The 19,239-nt window shown below is 67.7% G+C and carries 26 protein-coding genes; 17 read left to right on the forward strand and 9 right to left on the reverse strand.

Annotated elements, in window-relative coordinates; all coding sequences use genetic code 11:
* Positions 1-32: 32 nt before the first annotated feature.
* The 5 genes from DM818_RS03385 to DM818_RS03405 all read left to right on the forward strand — a co-directional run bounded on the left by DM818_RS03385 (position 33) and on the right by DM818_RS03405 (position 1,407).
* Positions 33-302 carry a 50S ribosomal protein L37ae gene (locus DM818_RS03385; protein WP_075938074.1) on the forward strand — a complete coding sequence of 90 codons (270 nt, stop codon included), beginning with the start codon at positions 33-35 and terminating at the stop codon, positions 300-302.
* Positions 303-437, forward strand: a complete 135-nt coding sequence (locus DM818_RS03390) for a DNA-directed RNA polymerase subunit P (RefSeq protein WP_075938073.1) — start codon at positions 303-305, stop codon at positions 435-437.
* Positions 434-679, forward strand: coding sequence for a KEOPS complex subunit Pcc1 (locus tag DM818_RS03395; RefSeq protein WP_075938072.1), 246 nt, complete (start codon positions 434-436; stop codon positions 677-679). Before DM818_RS03390 ends, DM818_RS03395 begins: the two co-directional genes overlap by 4 nt.
* A 90-nt stretch (positions 680-769) precedes the next feature.
* Positions 770-1,156 (forward strand): prefoldin subunit beta, encoded by a 387-nt coding sequence (locus tag DM818_RS03400; protein WP_075938071.1) that lies wholly within the window; start codon positions 770-772, stop codon positions 1,154-1,156.
* Positions 1,156-1,407, forward strand: a complete 252-nt coding sequence (locus DM818_RS03405; RefSeq protein WP_075938070.1) for a DUF3194 domain-containing protein — start codon at positions 1,156-1,158, stop codon at positions 1,405-1,407. The genes DM818_RS03400 and DM818_RS03405 overlap by 1 nt, the downstream gene beginning before the upstream one ends.
* On the opposite strand, the gene DM818_RS03410 is transcribed toward DM818_RS03405, so the two are convergent.
* The 3 genes from DM818_RS03410 to DM818_RS03420 all read right to left on the reverse strand — a co-directional run bounded on the left by DM818_RS03410 (position 1,390) and on the right by DM818_RS03420 (position 4,509).
* On the reverse strand, positions 1,390-3,261 hold the full coding sequence (locus DM818_RS03410; RefSeq protein ID WP_075938069.1) for a DUF2070 family protein: 1,872 nt from the start codon (positions 3,259-3,261) through the stop codon (positions 1,390-1,392). The two genes, DM818_RS03405 and DM818_RS03410, sit on opposite strands and share 18 nt — an antisense overlap.
* 96 nt (positions 3,262-3,357) lie before the next feature.
* On the reverse strand, positions 3,358-3,906 hold the full coding sequence (locus DM818_RS03415; protein WP_075938068.1) for a GMP synthase subunit A: 549 nt from the start codon (positions 3,904-3,906) through the stop codon (positions 3,358-3,360).
* A 75-nt stretch (positions 3,907-3,981) separates the two neighbouring features.
* Complete coding sequence (locus tag DM818_RS03420) at positions 3,982-4,509, reverse strand: DUF7097 family protein (protein ID WP_075938464.1); 528 nt, start codon at positions 4,507-4,509, stop codon at positions 3,982-3,984.
* 109 nt (positions 4,510-4,618) lie between these two features.
* On the opposite strand from DM818_RS03420, the gene DM818_RS03425 reads away from it, so the two are divergent.
* From DM818_RS03425 to DM818_RS03460, 8 genes are all read left to right on the forward strand, one after another.
* Positions 4,619-5,362 (forward strand): phosphoglycerol geranylgeranyltransferase, encoded by a 744-nt coding sequence (locus DM818_RS03425; RefSeq protein ID WP_075938067.1) that lies wholly within the window; start codon positions 4,619-4,621, stop codon positions 5,360-5,362.
* Positions 5,363-5,419: 57 nt separating this feature from the next.
* On the forward strand, positions 5,420-6,049 hold the full coding sequence (locus DM818_RS03430) for a helix-turn-helix domain-containing protein (RefSeq protein WP_075938066.1): 630 nt from the start codon (positions 5,420-5,422) through the stop codon (positions 6,047-6,049).
* Positions 6,050-6,055: 6 nt separating this feature from the next.
* On the forward strand, positions 6,056-6,694 hold the full coding sequence (locus DM818_RS03435; RefSeq protein WP_123123825.1) for a helix-turn-helix domain-containing protein: 639 nt from the start codon (positions 6,056-6,058) through the stop codon (positions 6,692-6,694).
* A 45-nt stretch (positions 6,695-6,739) separates the two neighbouring features.
* Positions 6,740-8,041 (forward strand): aspartate--tRNA(Asn) ligase, encoded by a 1,302-nt coding sequence (gene aspS / locus DM818_RS03440; RefSeq protein ID WP_123123824.1) that lies wholly within the window; start codon positions 6,740-6,742, stop codon positions 8,039-8,041.
* Positions 8,042-8,162: 121 nt separating this feature from the next.
* A complete protein-coding gene (locus tag DM818_RS03445; RefSeq protein ID WP_153952294.1) occupies positions 8,163-8,984 on the forward strand; it encodes a pantoate kinase in 822 nt (273 codons plus the stop codon).
* A 44-nt stretch (positions 8,985-9,028) separates the two neighbouring features.
* Positions 9,029-9,805 carry a 4-phosphopantoate--beta-alanine ligase gene (locus DM818_RS03450; protein WP_123123823.1) on the forward strand — a complete coding sequence of 259 codons (777 nt, stop codon included), beginning with the start codon at positions 9,029-9,031 and terminating at the stop codon, positions 9,803-9,805.
* A 26-nt stretch (positions 9,806-9,831) separates the two neighbouring features.
* Positions 9,832-10,560 (forward strand): 3-oxoacyl-ACP reductase family protein, encoded by a 729-nt coding sequence (locus tag DM818_RS03455; RefSeq protein WP_075938061.1) that lies wholly within the window; start codon positions 9,832-9,834, stop codon positions 10,558-10,560.
* 48 nt (positions 10,561-10,608) lie between these two features.
* Positions 10,609-11,703, forward strand: coding sequence for a guanosine monophosphate reductase (locus DM818_RS03460; protein ID WP_123124584.1), 1,095 nt, complete (start codon positions 10,609-10,611; stop codon positions 11,701-11,703).
* Here the strand turns inward: DM818_RS03460 and DM818_RS03465 are convergent.
* Positions 11,700-12,836, reverse strand: a complete 1,137-nt coding sequence (locus tag DM818_RS03465) for a pyridoxal phosphate-dependent aminotransferase (protein WP_123123822.1) — start codon at positions 12,834-12,836, stop codon at positions 11,700-11,702. The genes DM818_RS03460 and DM818_RS03465 overlap by 4 nt on opposite strands.
* Positions 12,837-12,979: 143 nt before the next feature.
* Here DM818_RS03465 and DM818_RS03470 point away from each other — a divergent pair, with 143 nt between their 5' ends.
* Positions 12,980-13,132: a hypothetical protein gene (locus tag DM818_RS03470; protein ID WP_153952295.1), complete on the forward strand. Its 153-nt coding sequence runs from the start codon at positions 12,980-12,982 to the stop codon at positions 13,130-13,132.
* A 17-nt stretch (positions 13,133-13,149) separates the two neighbouring features.
* On the opposite strand, the gene DM818_RS03475 is transcribed toward DM818_RS03470, so the two are convergent.
* Together DM818_RS03475 and dcd are read right to left on the reverse strand one after the other, a co-directional pair.
* On the reverse strand, positions 13,150-14,040 hold the full coding sequence (locus DM818_RS03475; RefSeq protein WP_075938059.1) for a thiamine-phosphate synthase family protein: 891 nt from the start codon (positions 14,038-14,040) through the stop codon (positions 13,150-13,152).
* Positions 14,041-14,107: 67 nt separating this feature from the next.
* The gene (gene dcd, locus DM818_RS03480) at positions 14,108-14,692 is read right to left on the reverse strand and encodes a dCTP deaminase (RefSeq protein WP_123123821.1); all 585 of its coding nucleotides are present in this window, start codon (positions 14,690-14,692) and stop codon (positions 14,108-14,110) included.
* 80 nt (positions 14,693-14,772) lie between these two features.
* Between dcd and pth2 the strand changes: the two genes are divergently transcribed.
* Positions 14,773-15,111 carry a peptidyl-tRNA hydrolase Pth2 gene (gene pth2, locus DM818_RS03485; protein ID WP_075938057.1) on the forward strand — a complete coding sequence of 113 codons (339 nt, stop codon included), beginning with the start codon at positions 14,773-14,775 and terminating at the stop codon, positions 15,109-15,111.
* On the opposite strand, the gene DM818_RS03490 is transcribed toward pth2, so the two are convergent.
* Positions 15,108-15,743 (reverse strand): ribonuclease HI, encoded by a 636-nt coding sequence (locus tag DM818_RS03490; protein WP_075938056.1) that lies wholly within the window; start codon positions 15,741-15,743, stop codon positions 15,108-15,110. The two genes, pth2 and DM818_RS03490, sit on opposite strands and share 4 nt — an antisense overlap.
* Positions 15,744-15,850: 107 nt before the next feature.
* Between DM818_RS03490 and DM818_RS03495 the strand changes: the two genes are divergently transcribed.
* Both DM818_RS03495 and DM818_RS03500 read left to right on the forward strand, forming a co-directional pair.
* Positions 15,851-16,768, forward strand: coding sequence for a DMT family transporter (locus tag DM818_RS03495; protein WP_123123819.1), 918 nt, complete (start codon positions 15,851-15,853; stop codon positions 16,766-16,768).
* Positions 16,769-16,814: 46 nt separating this feature from the next.
* Positions 16,815-17,804 carry a PrsW family intramembrane metalloprotease gene (locus DM818_RS03500; protein WP_153952296.1) on the forward strand — a complete coding sequence of 330 codons (990 nt, stop codon included), beginning with the start codon at positions 16,815-16,817 and terminating at the stop codon, positions 17,802-17,804.
* Here DM818_RS03500 and DM818_RS03505 read toward each other — a convergent pair.
* Positions 17,801-18,778 (reverse strand): aldo/keto reductase, encoded by a 978-nt coding sequence (locus DM818_RS03505; RefSeq protein ID WP_153952297.1) that lies wholly within the window; start codon positions 18,776-18,778, stop codon positions 17,801-17,803. The genes DM818_RS03500 and DM818_RS03505 overlap by 4 nt on opposite strands.
* A gap of 36 nt (positions 18,779-18,814) precedes the next feature.
* Positions 18,815-19,234, reverse strand: coding sequence for a hypothetical protein (locus DM818_RS03510; protein ID WP_075938053.1), 420 nt, complete (start codon positions 19,232-19,234; stop codon positions 18,815-18,817).
* Positions 19,235-19,239: the final 5 nt, after the last annotated feature.

Here is a 19,239-nt window from a genome sequence, read left to right on the forward strand (position 1 = left end):
GGTTTATGCCCGCGACACCAGTTCGATACGACATGAGCAACAGTATCACCGGGAGCGCCGGCCGCTTTGGCGCACGCTACGGCCGTGTCGCTCGTCGCCGCGTCGCGGAGATCGAGGAGGACATGAACGCAGACCACAGTTGCCCCTCCTGCGGTGAGGACCGCGTCAACCGCAAGGGCACTGGCATCTGGCAGTGTGGCGCCTGCGGCCACAAGTTCGCCGGCGGCTCCTACCGACCGGAGACCCCGGCCGGTCGCACCGTGCGACGGTCGCTGCGTGCGGCACTCGGCGACGAGGAGTAAATGACGTACAAGTGTTCCCGCTGTAAGCGCGACGTGAGTCTCGACGAGTATGGCGGCGTGCGCTGTCCGTACTGCGGCCACCGCGTCCTGCTGAAGGAGCGCAGCCGCGACATCAAAACCGTCCAGGTCAATTGAGCCGGCCACACGCGGCGACGCTCGTTTTCGACTACGCCGACTCGACAGCCGCGCGACTCGTCGCAGCGAGCGTCGAACAGGAACTCGACGACATCGGGGGCGACCGCACGCGCGCGACGCTGACACAGTCCGGGGCGTCCATCGAGGTACGGGTCACCGCCGACGACCTCACCGCGCTTCGGGCCGGGATGAACACTTGGTTCTCGCTGGTCGAGGTGGCGGAGTCGGTCGCCGAGGTGTGAATCGAATCCGCTGCAGGCGGTCGAATCGGCGGCTGAACGGAGGAAGACGGAAAGCGGGGGTTTTTGGGTAGCAAGCCCGTCGCCGGAGATATGCAGGGCAACCTTCCGCCGGAAGCACAGGAGAAAATCGAGGAGCTACAGGACCTTCAGGACACGGCCCAGCAGGTCGCCGCTCAGAAGGAGCAGGCCCAGACCACGCTGCAGGAGTCCAAGACCGCACTGGAGACGCTCGAAGACCTCGACGAGGGGCTGGAGATGTACCGCGAGGTCGGCGAGCTGCTCGTCGAGACCGACTACGACGACGCCTACGAGGCGCTCGAAGAGAAGGTCGACTCGCTCGAAGTCCGCGTCGAGACGCTCGAAAAGCAGGAAGAGCGCGTCGAAGACCAGTTCAACGGGCTTCAGTCCGAGCTTCAGAACATGCTCCAGCAGGGCGGTGGCGGTCCGCAGGGTCCGCAGGGTCCGGGCGGCGCGTAATGGGCAACGACGAGCCGACTGACGAACAGGTCGTCGAAACTGCCTCCGACGCCGCGGAGGGACTCGTTTTCTCACGCTACGCGCAGAGTGACGTCCGCGACCTCGACGTGACCGTCAGCTTCGAGGACGGCGTGCTCGACGTGGACGTGTATCTCGACGCCGAAGAGCACGCGGCGGAGGTCGCCGACGAGGCGGCCCGTGCCGCACGCGACGCCGTCGACGAGCTGTTCGAGTCAGGTCAGGAAGAATAACACGACCGAGATGAGCGTGACGGCGAGGATGAACGTCGCCGCCAGCGCCCCACCCATCTGGACCATCGCGTTCGCGTGGGCAGCAAGCGACTCGGTGCGGTCGTTGCCGAACACCGTCACCTCGGCGCGTTCCGTCGCCATCCCCGCTTCCACCGGTTCGAGGTCGTCGCGCGCTTCTTCGAGCAGTTCGACGGTGAGCAGCCGGAGGTCGTCGCCGTCCATGCGCTCGCCCACCTGATTCGACGCCTCGACGGTGTTGACGATGTGGGTGTCGGTCGTCATCACCTCGGCGAAGTCGACGTGCGTCTCCAGCGTCTCGACGATTGTATCGCGCAGCCCCGGCTCCATGTTGTTCCCGTCGACGAGGACGTAGGCCGTCTCCTGGCCGTTCACCTCGATGACGGCGACGCGGACGCCGAGGGGACCGATACCGTCGAGCGGTTCCCAGCGGGTGCGGTCCCACGCCGTGCCGAGCTTGACCGGATACCGGGTCGCCTCGGCCAGTTGATTGCCGGACGCGCGTGCGCCCTCGATCATGTCGAACGAGCGCTTCGAGCCGGGGACGACGTGGCCGAGGTCGTCGCCTTCGAGCCCGTTGTTACAGTTGTGGGCGTCGGCGAGCATGATATCCTCCAGCCCGCCCTGTCGGGCCTCCGCCTGTGCGGAGAGCCCGACGGCGTACTCCACGTCGTCTGCAAAGCCCGGCGCGTAGGTGGCGGTCATGAACGCGTCGTCGCCGAACGCCTGTGCGAGCAGCGTCGCATCTCCCTCGGTCGTGCGGACGCTCTCGGTCGCACAGTCGTGATACTCCAGCTCCTCCATCGCGCGGTCGGTCGCATCGAGCAGGGTGTCGACCTCGCGGGAGGTGACGAGATTGAAGTCGTGGCCGGCGGTGGCGTGGGGCGGGAAGGCGAGCCCGTCGGCCTGCCGAGAGACGCGCTCGGGGAGGTTCCCGCCGCCGATTTCGCCCATCGGTCCCGGATGAATCATCGGGAGGACGAACCGGGCTTTTTCACCCTCGTCGGTACGGAAGGAGAGAACTGTAACGGGAACGACCGCCTCCTCGCCGATGCGCTCGAAGAACGTCTCCAGCTCGCGGGTCCCCTCGGCGATGTGGCCGATGAAGCCGCGGAGGAAATCCAGCACGGAGATACCCATCGACTGCTTCCACGGGCGGTCGATGACGGCGACGAACAGCGTCACCGCGGTCGCGTAGAGCACGCACATTCCGCCGAGCAGGAGGAAATCGGAGGGGACAACGATGAGCAGTTGCAGTTCCACCGGGGCCTCGCTGGCGCGCGTGGCCGGCGAGAGGAACGACTCAGTGAGCGACCCGCCCTCCAGATAGCGGGCCGCACCGGTGTAGACGAACAGCAGTATCGCGGCGGTGACGGTCTGGATGCTGGCGGGGAGACTCGCCCGCAGCGGCGACCGGTGGGAGATGGCCATCGTCACGAGCAGCCGGAGCGCGAAGACGGCCGCGAGCGCCGCGAGCAGCGTGTCGAAGACGAAATCCTGCCCCAGTCCCGAGACGAATACCGCGAGCACGCTCGCTGCGACGAGCGCGCCGACGAGGAGCAGTTCACAGACGAGAGCGAGCAGGGAGGCACGGTTTGGCGTGAGGTTCCCGCCGAGGAGCCGGTCGACGTAGGGCGTCACGACGCTGGCGACGACGGTCGGTATTCCGATGTAGAAGATCCCCTCCCACGCGTCTTCGAGGATGAACCGCGAGTCGAAGGCCGCGATACCGGCCAGGGCCGCGACGGCGAGCGCGAACGCGAGACTGGAGTACCAGCTCGGGGCGCGGAAGATGAACCGCGACAGCGAGGCGAGGTCTCCCTGCGATGCCGTCATTGGCGCGGCTTGTCGCTCGGGTCAAATAACGCTACTGACAGTGTGGTGGGGTGTGAGGCGTTCACACCCCCGTTCCGTCTGACCGGCGTCAGACGCTCACGAACAGCGGGCGATGAAGTTCTCGAACAGCTCCTCGCCGCGCTCGGTGTGGGCCACCTCCGGGTGCCACTGGACGCCGTAGAGGTCGCGGTCGGTGTCGCCCATCGCCTCGACGCTGCACACGTCGCTGGAGGCGGTCCGCTCGAACCCTTCGGGCACCTTCGTCACCTCGTCGGCGTGGCTGGCCCACACCCGCGTCTCCGGGGCGAGCGAGCCGACGAGCGGGTCGGTGTCGTCGTCGATGTACACGTCGACGTCGGCGTAGCCGCCGTACTCGCCGGACGCGACCTCGCCGCCGAGTTCGGTCGCGATGAGCTGGTGGCCGAGACAGATGCCGAGGACGGGCACGTCGGCGTCGATGTACTCCGGGGCGCGGCCGACGCGGTCCATCGACGGCCCGCCCGAGAGGACGTAGCCGTCGGCGTCGGTGTCGGCGAGCGGCGTCTCGTTGTCGACGAGTTCGACGTCGACGCCCAAGTCGCGCAGCGTCCGGTGTTCGAGGTGGGTAAACTGACCGTGGTTGTCCACGACGACGATGCGGGTCATGGACCGGATAGCACATCCGTGGTGAAATATCTGCGGAATACGACGACTGTCGCCGTCAGTACCCATCCCCGTGCATTACTCGTCGTCGTAGCGGTCGGCCGCGGTCGTGAAGCTCGTCTCCGACTGCTCGTCGCTGCGGCGCTGTTCGCGGGCGGCGAGCGCCTCGGCGTCGGGGCTGGCGTCGTCGTCCACGCGCGCCCACGACTGGTGGACCTTCGCGTGACACCACCGACACAGCGAGACGGTGATTTCGTGGCTCAGCTCCCGGCGGTCGTCGTCGGGGTATTCGAGGTGGTGTTCCTCGAGGAGGGGGCGGCTGTCGTCGTGGGCCTGCCGGTGGGCGGACAGTCCACACCGGATACACTCGTCCCCGTGCGTGCGCGAGCGGAACTTCGGACAGTCGGCCCACTCCCACTCGCCGTGGGGGTCGGCGGCGGGACACCGGAGGTCGTCCTCTCTGCGCTCGCGGGCGAACTCGGGGTCGTTGTGGCCGTGTTCGACGGCGTAGCGACAGCGTCCGTCGTCCGTCAGATACTCACACCGGTCGACGAACGCGTAGGGGTCGTCCACGCCGACGGAGGTCCCTTGCGGCGTCTGTCGCACCATACCCACGCGTTCGGTATCGCGCCGTTATACCGTTGCGTTCGGCCGTGTGACCGTGAACTGATAGGTATCCGAAGGGGTTTTCTCCCCGCGCCGGGTTTCGGCGAGTATGACCGCTCCGTGGACCGACTGGGACCACATCGTGAAACTCGACCCCGATAAGACGCTGTACGGCGACGAGACGTTCACGGATGTGTGTGCGACCGGCACCGACGCAATCGAAATCGGTGGCACGCTCGACATTACGGCGGAGAAGATGCGCGAGTATCTCACCCCGTGTCTGGCGGCGTGTGCTGAACACGACGTTGCCTGTTACATCGAGCCGTCACACGCGAGTGCAGTCGTTCACGAGCCGAGTCCCGACGGCTTTCTCGTGCCCGTCGTGCTCAACGCCGGCGACACCTTCTGGACGACCGGCGCACATCTCAACTGGGTGAAAACCGACGAGCAGATCGACTGGAGTCGGACGTTCAACGAGGCGTACATCATCATGAATCCGGACGCCTCCGTGGCGACGTACACCGAGGCGAACTGCGACCTGGACGCCGACGACGTCGCCGCGTACGCAACCGTCGCCGAGCGAATGCTCGGACAGGATATCGTCTACGTGGAGTACTCGGGGATGTTCGGCGACACCGACATCGTCGGTGCGGCCCACGACGCGTTGGACGAGGCGACCCTGTTCTATGGGGGCGGCATCGGAACGTACGACGACGCCTACCGGATGCGACAACACGCCGACACCGTCGTCGTCGGCGACCTCATCCACGACGAGGGGGCGGACGTGGTCGCGGAGACGGTCGACGGCGCGAAGGCCGCGGCGAGGGAACTCACCCCTGACAACACGGCATAATTTCAGCCGGCGAGAACGGCACATAGAGTTATATTCGGGGAATTCGACGGGTATCTTGTGAGCGTGATTGCTCGGTACGCGATTCAATCCGATGCACTACCCCTCGCCGAGACGTGCTCGCAGGGGTCGATTCGGCTCGTACTCGAACGGACGGTCGGGGTAGACCCGTCTCGGCCGGCACACTTCTCGTGGGTCACGGAGGGGGCGACGGCGTTCGAGGCGGGAACCGAAGCCGACCCGACGGTCCGTGACGTACGATGTCTCACCGAAAAGAACGGTCGCCGGCTCTACCGGTACGAAGTGACCGACGAGGCGCACACGACGTATCCGAAGCTCGTCGACATCGGCGCACAGCGGCTGCACGCACAGTACGCCGACGGCTGGTGGCACGTCCGGACGCGGTTTCCCGACGCGGAGACGTTCACCGCGTACAGGGAGTGGCTCGACGACGAGGGCGTGACGGTCCGACTGCTCCGCGAGTACACGTCGGACGCTCCGGGCGACAGCGGCCTCACACCCGAACAGGAAGCGGTGTTGAAGCTCGCGAGGGAGCGCGGCTACTTCGCGATTCCGCGGGAGACGACCGCGAAAGCGCTGGCCGAGGAGCTGGGTATCTCCGGGCAGGCGGTGAGCGAACGACTCCGACGGGGGTTGGCGCGCCTGACCGAGCGCCACGTGGGGGTGTGACAGCCGGTGAGCTGCATCTTCTCGTACAGCTTCCGGTCGCCGGAGCTCGCGCTCGCAGAGACGCTGGCTGGTGAGGATATCGAACTGGAGGTGGAGTATATCGGCGCGCAGGGACCCGAGGAGCTTCGGCTGTTCGTCTGGGTCTCGGAGGGCGTGTCGGCGTTCGACGACGGCATCGAGCGCGACCCGACGGTGACCGACCCGGTCGTCGTGAGCGACGACGAGACGGAGCGACTCTACAGTCTCGCGACGACGGACGCCGTCGAGACGACGGTGTACCCGCTGTGGGCGACGCGGGACGGCGAGGGGTTGTCGGCCCACTACGAGGACGGATGGTGGCACTCGGAGATTCGGTTTCCGACGCGTGAACAGCTTGCAGCCTACCGCGAGGCGCTGCTCGAATCGGGCGTGCAGGTGGAGATGCGCGGCATCTACAGGGAGGAGTCACACGAGCCTGCGCCGGGGCTGACGACCGAACAGCGTGAAGCGCTGACGGCCGCCTATCGGAACGGCTACTTCTCGGTGCCGCGGGAGACGACGACGGCCGCGCTGGCCGAGACGCTGGACATCTCTGGGCAGGCGGTGAGCGAGCGGCTCCGGCGCGGGTACGCCCGGCTCGTGGACGCGACGTTCGGCGACGAGTGAACCCGGAAAGACGGGGCTTAAGTCGCGACCGCGGAAACTAGCCGTATGGACGAACGGACGTACACGGCGGACGCGACGCCGGGCGACACTGTGACCGTCGCCGGCTGGGTGCACGAACTGCGCGACCTCGGCGGCATCGCCTTCCTCATCGTACGCGACACGAGCGGGAAGATTCAGGTGAAGCTCGAGAAGGACGAGATGGACGAGGAGCTCGTCGAGACCGGACTCGACGTGGCCCGCGAGTCGGTCGTCAAAATCGTCGGCGACGTGAAGGAGGAGCCGCGCGCCCCGACGGGCGTCGAGGTCGTCCCGACCGGTATCGAGGTCATCGCCGAGGCCGAGACGCAGCTGCCGCTCGACCCGTCCGGGAAGGTCGACGCCGAACTCCCGACCCGGCTCGACAACCGCACCCTCGACGTGCGCCGCGACGAGTCGAAGGCCATCTTCGAGATTCGCTCCGAGGTGCTGCGTGCGGTGCGCGAGGAGTTCCGCTCGTTCGGCTCGACGGAGATTACGACGCCGAAAATCGTTGCCACCGGCACAGAAGGTGGCACTGAGCTGTTCCCGATTACGTACTTCGGCGAGGAGGCGTTCATGAACCAGTCGCCACAGCTGTTCAAGCAGCTGATGGTCGGCTCCGGCCTCGAACGCGTCTTCGAAATCGGTCCCATCTTCCGCGCCGAGGAGCACAACACGCCGCGTCACCTCAACGAGGCCACCTCCATCGACTTCGAGTCGGCCTTCTTCGACCACACCGAGGCGATGGACGTGTGTGAAGCAGTCACGAAGGCAGCCTACGAGGGCGTCGCCGAGAACTGCGCCGACGAACTGGAGACGCTCGGCATCGACGACTTCGAAGTGCCCGAGGAGGCGTTCCCGCGGCTCACCTACGAGGAAGCCATCGAGCGCATCAACGCGACGGGCGAACTCGACGAGCAGCTCGTGTGGGGCGACGACCTCCCGACCGAGGGCGAGCACGTGCTCGGACAGGACGTCGGCGAACACTACTTCATCACCGACTGGCCCTCCGAAATCAAGCCGTTCTACATCAAAGACCACGACGACGACGAGACGCTCTCGACGGGGTTCGACATGATGCACCCGCGCATGGAGCTCGTCTCCGGCGGGCAGCGTGAACACCGCTTCGACCACCTCGTCGAAGGGTTCGAACAGCAGGGACTCAACCCCGACGAGTTCGAGTACTACACCAAGATGTTCAAGTACGGCATGCCGCCACACGCCGGCTGGGCGATCGGTGGCGAGCGGCTCATCATGACGATGCTCGGGCTGGACAACATCCGTGAAGCCGTGCTGTTCCCGCGCGATCGTCAGCGTCTGAGTCCGTAAGACGAAGACCTGAGAGCCAGCGAGGCGAACGAAGTGAGCCTCGCACGGACACGCAGCGACTTTCGCCGTAGGCGAAATCGCCAAACAGATTCTTTAAACCGAGCCACACCGACGCCGGAGTATGCACGCGACGGCGTTCGTCCCCGGTCACGTGACCGGGTTCTTTTCCACGCATCCCGACGAGCAGCCGCTTCGCGCCGGCTCCCGGGGCGGCGGCGTCGCACTCTCACACGGCGTCGAGACGACCGTCACCGACGAGGCGGGCGTGACGCTCAACGGCGAGGCGATTACCGTCGAACCCGTCGAGCGAGTGTTGGACGCACTCGGCGTCGACCTCGGGGTGGCGTGTGAGACGCCGCTCCCGCTCGGCTCCGGCTTCGGCGTCTCGGGCGCGATGGCGCTCGGGACCGCCTACGTCGTGAACGCCCACACCGAGGCCGGCCTCTCGGAGAACGACCTCGTGTCGCTGGCCCACCGCGCGGAGGTGGAGTCCGGGACCGGACTCGGTGACGTGGTCGGGCAGGCGCGGGGCGGAATTCCCCTGCGGCTCGAACCCGGTGCACCGGGCTACGGCGCGATGGACGGGGTGCCGGGCGGGTCGCGCGTCGAGTATTTTTCTTTGGGTGGGCTGTCGACGGCGGACGTACTCGGCGGCGACACCGAGACGCTGTCCGCGGCGGGCGAACGCGCGCTCGACACGGTGCGGGAGACACCGACGCTCGCGACCTTCGTCGCGGCGTCGCGACGCTTCGCCGAGGAGGCCGGCTTGCTCACCGACGAACTGCGGGGGATTCTCCACGACGTGGACGAGACCGGCGAGACGGCGTCGATGGCGATGCTCGGCGAGACGGCCTTCACGCTCGGGACCGGACTCTCCGATGCGGGGTACGACCCCGCAGTCTGTCGGATTCATCCGCCGGGAGCCGGTCTGCGCGTCGAGTGAGCAGCTATCCGGTGACATTTGTAGCCGGCGCGTCGAGAGATGGTATGAGCGACGAGCCACAGATACCCGTCTCTCCGGACGACGAAACCGAGATTCCGGAGTCACACCCGCGCTACGAGTCGCTGCTCACCCGCCACCGCATCGAACACGGCGTCGACATCGGCATCACCTCCCGACAGGGGCTCATCGCCCAGGGGCGCGGCGAGGCCTACGACTACCTGCTCGGCGAGCAGACCATCGAGAGCGCCGACGACGCGGCCCGCGCCGCCGCCGCCCACTTCCTGCTCGCGGACCAGGCCGTCGTCTCCGTCAACGGGAACGTCGCCGCGCTCGTCCCCGGCGAGGTCGTCGAGCTCGCCGACGCGACCGGCGCGGACATCGAGGTGAATCTGTTCAACCGCACCCGCGAACGGATGGAGGCCATCGCCGACCACCTCCGCGAGCACGGGGCCGAGGACGTGAAGGGACTCGCCGCCGACGGCGAGATTCCCGGGCTCGACCACGCCCGCGCGAAGGTGGACGCCGACGGTATCGGGTCGGCCGACGTGGTGCTCGTTCCACTCGAAGACGGGGACCGCGCGCAGGCGCTTTCCGCGATGGGAAAGACGGAGGTCGTCATCGACCTGAATCCGCTCTCGCGGTCGGCACAGGCCGCGAGCGTCCCCATCGTCGACAACATCATCCGGGCCGTCCCGAACATCACGCGCCACGCCCGCGAACTGCGGGACGCGGACGAGGCCGAACTGCGCGCGGTCGTGGACTCGTTCGACGCCGAGACGGCCCTCGAAGCCGCCGAGCGCGCGATTCGACGCGGGGAGTAAAGACGGAGCCGAGTGTCGGCGGCGGTATGGCAAGCGCAGTCATCACCGGTTCCTCCCGCGGGCTCGGTCGTGCAATCGCACTCCGGTTCGCCCGCGACGGCTACGACATCGCGGTGAATTACCACTCGAACGAACAGCAGGCCGAGACGGTCGCGGCGCGCGCCCGCGAACACGGCGTCGAGGCGGTCGTCGTCGGGGCCGACGTGTCGGCGTACGACGCGGCCGAACGACTGGTCGAGACGGCCGCCGACGCCTTCGGCGGCGTCGACCACCTCGTCAACAACGCGGGCATCGACCAGCACGTCTACACGGAGTCGCTCTCACCCGAGGATTTCGACCGCGTGAGCGACGTGAACGTCAACTCGGCGTTCAACTGTACGAAGGCCGCACTCGGGTATCTGCGCGAGTCGGCGGACGAGCCGTCGGTCGTGAATCTCTCCTCGATTCTCGCCTTTACCGGCGCGCCGATCGAGTGTCACTACGCGGCCTCGAAGGGGGCGCTGGTGTCGCTCACGAAGAGTCACGCCCGGGATTTCGCCCCCGAGATTCGGGTGAACGCCATCGCGCCGGGCCACATCGAGACGGATATGACCGCAGACCGCACCGAAGCGGAAAAACAGGAGGAGTTGGCCGCGATTCCGCGCGACAGGTACGGCCAGCCCGAGGACATCGCCGAGGCGGCGGCGTATCTCCGAGACGCGGGCTTCGTGACCGGCGAGACGCTCCACGTCAACGGCGGCGAACGGATGGAGTAGTCGTGTCGATTCACTTATCAAGCAGCGAGCGTTGCTGACCGAAGGATGATGGATTCGCTACGCACCGGACTGAGCTACGGGGACGTACTGCTCGTGCCGCAACGCTCACCAGTCGACAGCCGCGGCGACACCGACCTCTCGACGCAGTTGACGCCGAACGTCGAGCTGTCGAACCCGCTCGTCTCCGCGGCGATGGACACCGTCACGGAGGCCGACCTCGCGGTCGAACTCGGGAAGGCGGGAGGACTCGGCGTGCTCCACCGCTTTCTCACCGCCGAGGAGCAGGCCGAACAGGTGCGGGAGGTCCACGAGGCGGGCCAGCAGGTCGCCGTCGCAATCGGCATCAACGAGGATTATCTCGCCCGGAGCGAGGCGGTCGTCGCGGCCGGCGTCGATGCGCTCGTCGTCGACGTGGCCCACGGCCACCTCGAACGCGCGCTGGACGTGGTGGAGACGCTCGCCGAGGCGTTCCCCGACACCGACCTCGTGGCCGGCAACGTCGCCACGCCCGAGGGCGTGCGCGACCTCGCGGCCGCCGGCGCGGACTGCGTGAAGGTCGGTATCGGTCCCGGCTCACACTGCACGACGCGGAAGGTGGCCGGAGCCGGCGTGCCGCAGTTGACCGCCGTGGACGACTGTGCCGACGCCGCGGCTGAGGTCGGCGTGACCATCTGTGCCGACGGTGGCATCCGCACCTCCGGCGACGCGGTGAAGGCGCTGATGGCCGGCGCGGACACCGTGATGCTCGGGAGCCTCTTCGCCGGGACCGAGGAGGCACCGGGCGCTGTGGTTGAGGTCGACGGCACCCAGTACAAGCGGTCGCGCGGCATGGCGACGACGGCCGCCGCCGAGGACCGCGAGGACAAGGACAGCGAGGTGCGCGCCGACGAGGGCGTCGAGGCGCTCACCCCCTACAAGGGGCCGGTGGCCGATGTGGCTACCGAGTTCTGTGGCGGGATTCGCTCGGGACTCTCCTACTGTGGTGGCCACACCATCGAGGCGGCCCGCGAGTCGGCGGAGTTCATCCGCGTCGCCGCCAGCGCACAGGAGCGGGAGGGCTACCACTCCGACCACGACTGGGAGGGCGTCAGCGTCGACAGCGTCGGCGAAGCGAACGGAACGACGGTCCAGAGCGACGATTAGAGGTAGGCGTCGAGTCGGTCGAGTCCCGTCTCCAGTCGGTCCAGCGAGTTCGCGTACGAGAGTCTGAGTTTTCCCGCGCCGGCGTCACCGAACCCGGAACCGGGCGCGAGCACGACGCCCGCTTCCGTGACGAGATTCTTCGCGAGCGCCATGCTGTCGTCGTAGCCCTCGGGGTCGAGGAACGCGTAGAAGGCACCCTGTGAGCGCGGGGCGTCGACGCCGTCCAGCTCGGCGAGCCGGTCGGTCACGTAGTCGCGCCGCTCTCTGAATGCGGTCTGCATCTCCCGAACGGGGGTTCGGGGTCCCTCGAGCGCAGCGAGGGCGGCGTGTTGTGACGGAGTCGGCGTGCTCGCAGTCGTGGATTCGCGAATCTTCGTCGCCTCGTCCACGACGCTGGATTCGGTGGCGAGCCAGCCGACGCGCCACCCGGTCATGGCGTAGGCCTTCGAACAGGAGCCGATGGTGATGACGTGTGCGGAGTCGTCGACGAGCGTCGCCATCCCGGTCGGGTCGCGGTCGTAGGTGAGGGCGGCGTACACCTCGTCGGCGATGACGTACGCGTCGTGGTCTCGGGCCGCCTCGATGACGCGCGCGACCGCCTCGTCGTCGAAGACGCGCCCGGTCGGGTTCGACGGCGAACACAGCATTACGGCTCCGGTGTCCGAGTTCATCCGGTCGATGAGCCGGTCGGCGTCGAGGTCGTACGGGAACGCCATCGGCACCTCGACGGGCGTGGCGTCGGCGAGTCGCGCCTGCGTCCAGTAGTTCGGCCACCCCGGCGAGGGAATCAGGAGGTCGTCGCCGGGGTCGAGCACGGCGAGACAGGCCAGATGGAGCGCCTCCATCCCGCCCGTGGTGACGAGCACGTCGTCGGCCCCGTAGCTGTGGTCGTACTCGCGGGCGAGCGTGTCGGCGATGGCGGTCCGAAGCGCTGGTAACCCGGCGTTGGAGGTGTAGTTCGTCTCGCCGCGTTCGATGGCGGCGACGGCGGCTTCCTTCACGTGAGCGGGCGTGTCGAAGTCCGGTTCGCCGACCTCCAGTCGGACGAGGTCGCCGTCGGTCCGTTGCGCGAGGTCGAAGAGGACGCGAATCGAGGAGCGGTCGCACCTCCGGACGCGGGCGGTCGGTTGCATACCCAGACGGGCGACGGCGCGGGGCTTCAACTTTCCCCGCCGCTCCGACGGTCGACTCCCCCACCGCCGGGTCGGCAGGTGGCGTTTTCACTCGCTGAAGTTCTGCACCCGTTTTACCACGCCGACAGGCAAAGCGTGGCGGCGTGGGACTCACGGACCTGTTCGCGTCTACCGTCGCCCGACGGGAGTATCGGTGTACGCGCTGTGGGCACGAGTTCGAGGCCCCCGACCGCAATCGCGTCCAGTGTCCGGGGTGTTTGGGCTACCGGGCGACCGTGCCGATTGCGCCGGAGTAGTCGCCCGAGCGGGACGGCTACAGGAGTTCTCTGATGCGGTCGGCAACCACGCCGGCATCCGACCCCAGCAGGTACGCCGCCGGCTCGATGCCGAAGCCGCCCGACTGGAACACCACGTCCACGTCGTCGGTCACGGCGTCGGCCACGGCCGTCTCGACCGCTGCGTCGGCGTCGAACTCCGCGGTCGTGAGCCCGGCCTCGGCGAACCGTGTCGCGATCTCGTCGTCGTAGCGGATGTTGAGCGCCGCGCGCGCGTCGCTCCCGCCGGCGCGGGCCGCGAGCAGCACCGTCGCGACGTGTTCGGAGACGCCGAACTCCGGGTCGCCGGGGACGGTCGCCCGCCCCTTCACGTCGAGGATCCGACCCGGCACGCCGGCCACGTCCTCGATGCCCGCGGCGTCGGGCAGCGTCTCCACGAGATTCGAGCCGACCGCCGGGATGAGACCCGCGAAGCCGCTCGTGTTTTCGAGGGTGCGCACGCCCCGGCGGACGGACGCGAGCACGCGCTCTGCGGTCCGCACCTCGGAGTCGGCGTCGTGGACCGCGAAGTCGCCCTCGTACTCCGCGAGGGCCGGGAAGGTCTCCTCGTGGAGCCGCGCGAGCACGTCGCCGCGTTCGAGCTGTCGGATGAGCACCTCCGTCTCCACGAGCGCCTGCACCGGCGTCACGTCGCCGCTTGCAAGTCCTTCGCCCAGTCGCGCGACGAGTTCCTGGACGCGCTCGTCGCCGGCGAGCCGGTCGTTCGTCTCCACGTCGCCGTGGGCGTATTTCGACACCGCACTCTGTGAGATGCCCAGTAGCTCGGCCACCTCGCTCTGTGTCAGCCCGCGGTCGCGCAAGTCACCGGCCAGCAGCGCCCGGAACGTCGGCAGAAACTCGTCGACGACGACCTCCTCGATGAAGCGCACTACTGGTCACCACCGAACTCACTCGTTCGTTGCCGAGAATCGCCGGTCTCGCACGGCTCGACACGGCTCATTGGTCACCACCGAACTCTCTGTCTCCCTGAATCCGAGACGCCTGCGGTCCGGTCTGTCCCTGGTACTTCGAGCCGCGCTCGCTCCCGTACGGGCGGTCGGCTTCGGTTTTCAGTTCCGTGAAGGTGAGCTGTGAGATGCGCATCCCCGGCGAGAGCGCGACCGGCGCGCGGCCGAGGTTCGACAGTTCGAGCGTAATCTGGCCCTCGTAGCCGGGGTCACACAGCCCGGCCGTCGCGTGGACGACGATTGCCAGCCGGCCGAGCGAGGAGCGACCCTCGACGTGGGCGATCAGGTCGGCGGGAATCTCGACGCGCTCGACGGTCGTCCCGAGGACGAAATCCCCCGGATGGAGGATGTAATCGTCACCCTCCGGAACGGTCGTCTTTCTCGTGTACTCCTCGGTCTCCGTCTCGTCGTTCGGGTGGATACACGGGATGTTGGCGTGTTGGAACTCCAAGAACTCGCTGCCGAGCCGGAGGTCGATGCTCGCCGGCTGTATCTGGATGTCGGGGTCGTCGAGCGGCTCGACGACGAGGTCGTCGCCGAGTCGCCGCTCGATGTCGGCGTCCGAGAGTATCATACGAGAGTGACCGGGCGAGAGGACGAAAAATGGGGCGGTCGTGTCTGAAGGCCTATGACCGTCGCCCACGAGCGACGACCATGAAACAGGCAATCGTCGTCCGCACGGATATCGGCATGGGGAAAGGAAAGCTGGCCGCACAGGCCTCCCACGCCTCGCTGAAAGCCTACGAGAACGCCCACACCAAGAGCCAGTCCGAGTGGAAGGAGGGGGGCCAGAAGAAAATCGTTCTGAAGGTGTCGAGCGAGCGCGAGATTCACGAACTCGCCGACCAGGCCCGACGGGAGGGGTTGCCCAATGCGGTCATCAGCGACGCCGGCCACACCCAGCTCGAACCGGGGACGGTGACGGCACTGGCCGTCGGCCCGGGCGAGGAGAATCTCGTGGACCGGGTGACGGGCGACCTCTCTTTGCTCTAGTCGGCGTGGCGGTCCGCCCGCGACGGCGGCGGGATCTGCTCGCCCGTCGAGTCGGCGGTCGATTCCAGCGTCGAGGGGACGACACACCGGTCGGGTTCGTGGTTGACGTGGCTGTAGCCGGTCGGGTCGTTGGCGAGCGGGTGGGCCGGATTCTCCCGGGAGTCGAGGCGGGCGGCCCGAAGCTCGCCGAAGCCGCCGATGCGCGCGAGAATCCCGCGCCAGTGGTTCCCCGTGGCGGTGGGGAGCCGAACCGGATGTGGCGGCTCGGATTCGGGCGTCGCGAGCGCGAGCATCGCCCGGTTGACGTTCGCCGCGAGGTCGTCGTGGTCGAGGACGACGCCGACGCGCGCGGACGGCGGTGCACGCTCGGCCAACACGTCGAGTCCGAGATGGAGCGCGCGATACTCCGCGACGTTGTTGTTCGGGGGTGAGTCCGCGACAGCCAGTCGCGCGACCGTCTCGCCGTCACCCGTCTCGATGAGCACGCCCAAGCCGCCGGCTCCGGAGTTGCGGTAGGAGCCGTCAGTGGCGACGTAGAAGTCTCGGTGGTGGGTGCGCGGCGGGTGCGCGATGTGGGGTGTCGGGCTGTCGTCGAACAGCGACCTGAGTGCGGGCCGGCCGTATGCGGCCATGGTGACATGTGGGGTAGCTGTACGCATAAAGCTACGGCATTCGTGCGACACGTTGACACGAAACTCCGGTCCGAAAGCTTCTCCCATCGACCGGGGCGAGTGTCGACGTGCGACACCGCAATCTCCTGTTGTTCGCGACGTTAGCCGCCGTCTGGGGGTCGGCGTTCGTCGCTATCAAGGCCGGACTCGGCACGCCCGACGCGCCGGCCGGCTTCTTCGAGACGCCCGTGCTGTTTGCCGCGCTCCGCTTCGATATCGCCGGCGTCGTCATGCTCGCGTACGCCGCCGTCGCGACCGACCGACTCGTCCCCGAGGGTCGCCGCGAGTGGGCGAGCGTCGTCTCGACTGCCGTCCTCATCATCACGCTGTATCACGCCCTGCTGTTCGTCGGCGAGACCGACCCGGCGGTGTCGAGCGCCGCCGCGGCCATCGTCGTCTCGCTGTCGCCCGTGCTGACCGCCGGCTTCTCGCGGCTCCTCCTCCCGAGCGAGCGACTGACGCCGCTTGGCGTCGCCGGACTCCTGCTCGGCTTCGTCGGCGTCGCGATACTCGCCGTCGAGGACCCGCGCCGGCTCACGGTCGCGCCCGGGCTGGTCGCCGTCTTCTTCGCCGTGGTCGCGTTCGCGGCCGGGTCGGTCGTGAACCGGCGACTCGACGCCGCGCTCCCGGACGCCTCGCTCGAAGCGTGGGCGATGGTCATCGGCGCGGGACTGCTACACGTCGGCAGTGTCGCAGTCGGTGAGTCCGTGGCCGACGTGGCGGTGACGCCCCGGTCGGTCGGTGCGTTGTTGTTCCTGTCGCTGGCCGCGAGCGCGGTCGGCTTCCTCATCTACTTCGACCTCTTGGCGCGACTCGGCCCCGTCGAAATCAACCTCGTCTCCTACGCGGCCCCGGTCGCAACCGCGGTCGTCGGCTTCCTCTTCCTCGGCGAGATTATCGACGCGCGGACAGTCGTCGGCTTCGCCGTCATCCTCGCGGGGTTTCTGCTCGTGAAGCGGCGAGCGGTCGCCACGGCCCTGGGGTGAGACGCCCCGTACTGTTTTGCCCGCGGGCGGTGAGTCGCAAATCAAGATGGGAGATTCGAGCGCGGGCGACCCCGTCGGGGAACAGTTCGGCGACGAGGACCTCTATGACGTAGCCGAGTGGGACCAGCGGAGCCTGCTCGATACGCTGGCGGTGAAGACGCACGGCGCAGTCCGGTGGGGCGGGAAGGGACTGCTCATCCTCACGGCGCTGCTCCTGTTGGTCGCGCAGGTGGGCGTCATCGGCTACGCCATCTACCGGAATCCGGCGATCGGAGGGTTGACGCTGCTGTCGGTGGTGCCGGCGCTCGGGCTGGCCGGCTTCGTCTGGTACCACGACGAGACGATGCGGGAACCGTGGTGGCCACTCGCGGTCACGTTCATCCTCGCTATCCTGTTTGCCTCCTTCGCCGCGACGGTGAACACGGCGCTCAGCCCGCTGTTCGACGGGATTCAGTTCGGGATGGTGCTCTTCTTCTTCCTCGTCGTCGGTCCCGGCGAGGAGTTCGTCAAGTGGCTCGCCATCCGGGTGTACGCGTTCGACCGCTCGGCGTTCAACGCCGTCATCGACGGCGCGGTGTACGGAGCCGTCGCGGGGCTCGGCTTCGCCACCGTCGAGAACGCGCTGTACATCGTGCAGGGCGTCATCCGCGCGAACGCGCTCACCGGCCCGGGCACCGTCGAGGCGGGCTTCCAGACGGCCTACGCCCGCGCGTTCGTCGGTCCCGGCCACGTCATCTACTCCGCCTTCGCCGGCTACTATCTCGGGCTCGCGAAGTTCAATCCCGAGGACGCCGGACCCATCGTCGTGAAGGGGCTGCTCATCGCCGCGGCCATCCACGCGACGTACAACAGCATCGTCACCTACGTCTCCTTCCCGGGGATTACCTTCCTGCTCTTCATCCTCGTCTACGACGGCGTCTTCGGCTACATCCTCTACCGGAAGCTCAGCCGCTACAACAGCTACTACACACGCGTGACCGACGAGGACGACGAGCCGACCGTCGAGCCGGCCATCACGCGCATCGACGACGTCTAAACTAACGACGGGGCGTCCTTCGCCTCGCCCAGCCGCTCGACCTGTTCTTCCGAGAGGTCGACCTCGGTCGCGCCGAGATTCTCTTCCAGCTGATCGACCGTGCGCGCCCCGATGATGGGGGCGGTCATCGTCTCCTGTTCCAGCAGCCACGCGATGGCCACCTGCACCGGCGAGGCGTCCTCCTCGTCGGCGACGGCCCGTACCTCGTCGAGTACGTCGAAGTTCTCCTCTGTCAGGTAGCGGTCCTCGAACCGGTCGCTCTCCGCGCCGCGGGTCCCGTCGGGAATCTCATCGCGCGTGTACTTCCCGGAGAGGAAGCCGCCGCCGAGTGGCGACCACGGACACATCCCGATGTCGTACTCGGCGAGCGCGTCGACGTAGTCGTACTCCACCTCCTTCGTGACGAGGCTGTAGCGCGGCTGAGCGACCGTGAACGGCTCGTACCCCTCGCGCTGTGCGATTTCGTTCGCCTGGGCGATGCGCCACGCGTTCGGCTCCATCGTCGAGGTGCCGAGGTGGTTCACCTTCCCCGACCGCACGAGTCCATCGAGGGTGCGCATCAGCTCCTCGGCGGGCGTGGCGTCGTCCCAGCGGTGGATGTAGAGCACGTCGATGTACTCCGTACCGAGCCGGTCGAGAATTCTGTCGATCTGTCGGCGGATGTGTTTCCGGGAGAGTCCCCGCCCGTTCGGGTCGTCCTCGCGGGTGGGCCAGTACACCTTCGAGGCGATGACGAAATCCTCGCGGTCGTGGTCGGCGAGCCAGTCGCCGATCCACTCTTCGCTCAGGCCGCCGCCGTACACGTCGGCGGTGTCGATGAAGTTGCCGCCGGCGTCGGCGTACGCGTCGAGCAGTTTGTGCGCCTGCCGTTTGTCGACCTCGTAGCCGTCGTCCGTCTCGCGGCCGAACCGCCACGTCCCGAAGGAAATCTCCGTCACCGCCGTCCCGGTGTTGCCGAGTTGGGTGTACTCCATACCGACCGTCCGGCCGGCGGTCACCTCAACGTTCTGCTACCCGAGGGTGACGACGGAAACCTCGTGGCTCCCCTCGACGGTGTCGATGGTGGTGGACTCGAGCACGCTCGTCGCGACCGTTCGCCGCCAGTCGTCGACGGCCTCGGCGTGGGCGTCGCGGTGGCGCTCGACGGAGTACTCACCCGCCTCGCGAAGCTGTTCGTCGGTGTCGTCGGGCGTCGGAAACGCCGGCACGTCAGCCACGAGCAGTTCGGGGGCGACGTGAATCGGCCGCGGGTCGTCGTAGTCGGCCTCCTGGCCGTCGAGATGAAGCCGTGCGCGGATGCGACCCGAGAAGGGCGGCGTGATACGGAGGACTGCGCCGGCGTCGCGCCGGACGTTCGCCTCCAGGGCGGTGACGATGTCGTCGGTGTGGACGACGACGCGGTCGATGACGGTCGGGCTGTCGGACTCCACGCTCG

The sequence above is a fragment of the Halosegnis longus genome (genome assembly GCF_009663395.1).
In the GTDB taxonomy this organism is placed as follows: domain Archaea; phylum Halobacteriota; class Halobacteria; order Halobacteriales; family Haloarculaceae; genus Halosegnis; species Halosegnis longus.

Bases quoted from the DNA above. Each gene is read 5' to 3' on its own strand.
- DM818_RS03460 (WP_123124584.1), top strand. From the start codon at position 10,609: ATGGATTCGCTACGCACCGGACTGAGCTACGGGGACGTACTGCTCGTG.
- DM818_RS03465 (WP_123123822.1), bottom strand. From the start codon at position 12,836: ATGCAACCGACCGCCCGCGTCCGGAGGTGCGACCGCTCCTCGATTCGC.
- DM818_RS03455 (WP_075938061.1), top strand. From the start codon at position 9,832: ATGGCAAGCGCAGTCATCACCGGTTCCTCCCGCGGGCTCGGTCGTGCA.
- DM818_RS03425 (WP_075938067.1), top strand. From the start codon at position 4,619: ATGACCGCTCCGTGGACCGACTGGGACCACATCGTGAAACTCGACCCC.
- DM818_RS03505 (WP_153952297.1), bottom strand. From the start codon at position 18,778: ATGGAGTACACCCAACTCGGCAACACCGGGACGGCGGTGACGGAGATT.
- dcd (WP_123123821.1), bottom strand. From the start codon at position 14,692: ATGATACTCTCGGACGCCGACATCGAGCGGCGACTCGGCGACGACCTC.
- DM818_RS03445 (WP_153952294.1), top strand. From the start codon at position 8,163: ATGCACGCGACGGCGTTCGTCCCCGGTCACGTGACCGGGTTCTTTTCC.
- DM818_RS03490 (WP_075938056.1), bottom strand. From the start codon at position 15,743: ATGGCCGCATACGGCCGGCCCGCACTCAGGTCGCTGTTCGACGACAGC.
- DM818_RS03500 (WP_153952296.1), top strand. From the start codon at position 16,815: ATGGGAGATTCGAGCGCGGGCGACCCCGTCGGGGAACAGTTCGGCGAC.
- DM818_RS03415 (WP_075938068.1), bottom strand. From the start codon at position 3,906: ATGACCCGCATCGTCGTCGTGGACAACCACGGTCAGTTTACCCACCTC.
- DM818_RS03410 (WP_075938069.1), bottom strand. From the start codon at position 3,261: ATGACGGCATCGCAGGGAGACCTCGCCTCGCTGTCGCGGTTCATCTTC.
- DM818_RS03450 (WP_123123823.1), top strand. From the start codon at position 9,029: ATGAGCGACGAGCCACAGATACCCGTCTCTCCGGACGACGAAACCGAG.
- DM818_RS03385 (WP_075938074.1), top strand. From the start codon at position 33: ATGAGCAACAGTATCACCGGGAGCGCCGGCCGCTTTGGCGCACGCTAC.
- aspS (WP_123123824.1), top strand. From the start codon at position 6,740: ATGGACGAACGGACGTACACGGCGGACGCGACGCCGGGCGACACTGTG.
- DM818_RS03400 (WP_075938071.1), top strand. From the start codon at position 770: ATGCAGGGCAACCTTCCGCCGGAAGCACAGGAGAAAATCGAGGAGCTA.
- pth2 (WP_075938057.1), top strand. From the start codon at position 14,773: ATGAAACAGGCAATCGTCGTCCGCACGGATATCGGCATGGGGAAAGGA.
- DM818_RS03405 (WP_075938070.1), top strand. From the start codon at position 1,156: ATGGGCAACGACGAGCCGACTGACGAACAGGTCGTCGAAACTGCCTCC.
- DM818_RS03390 (WP_075938073.1), top strand. From the start codon at position 303: ATGACGTACAAGTGTTCCCGCTGTAAGCGCGACGTGAGTCTCGACGAG.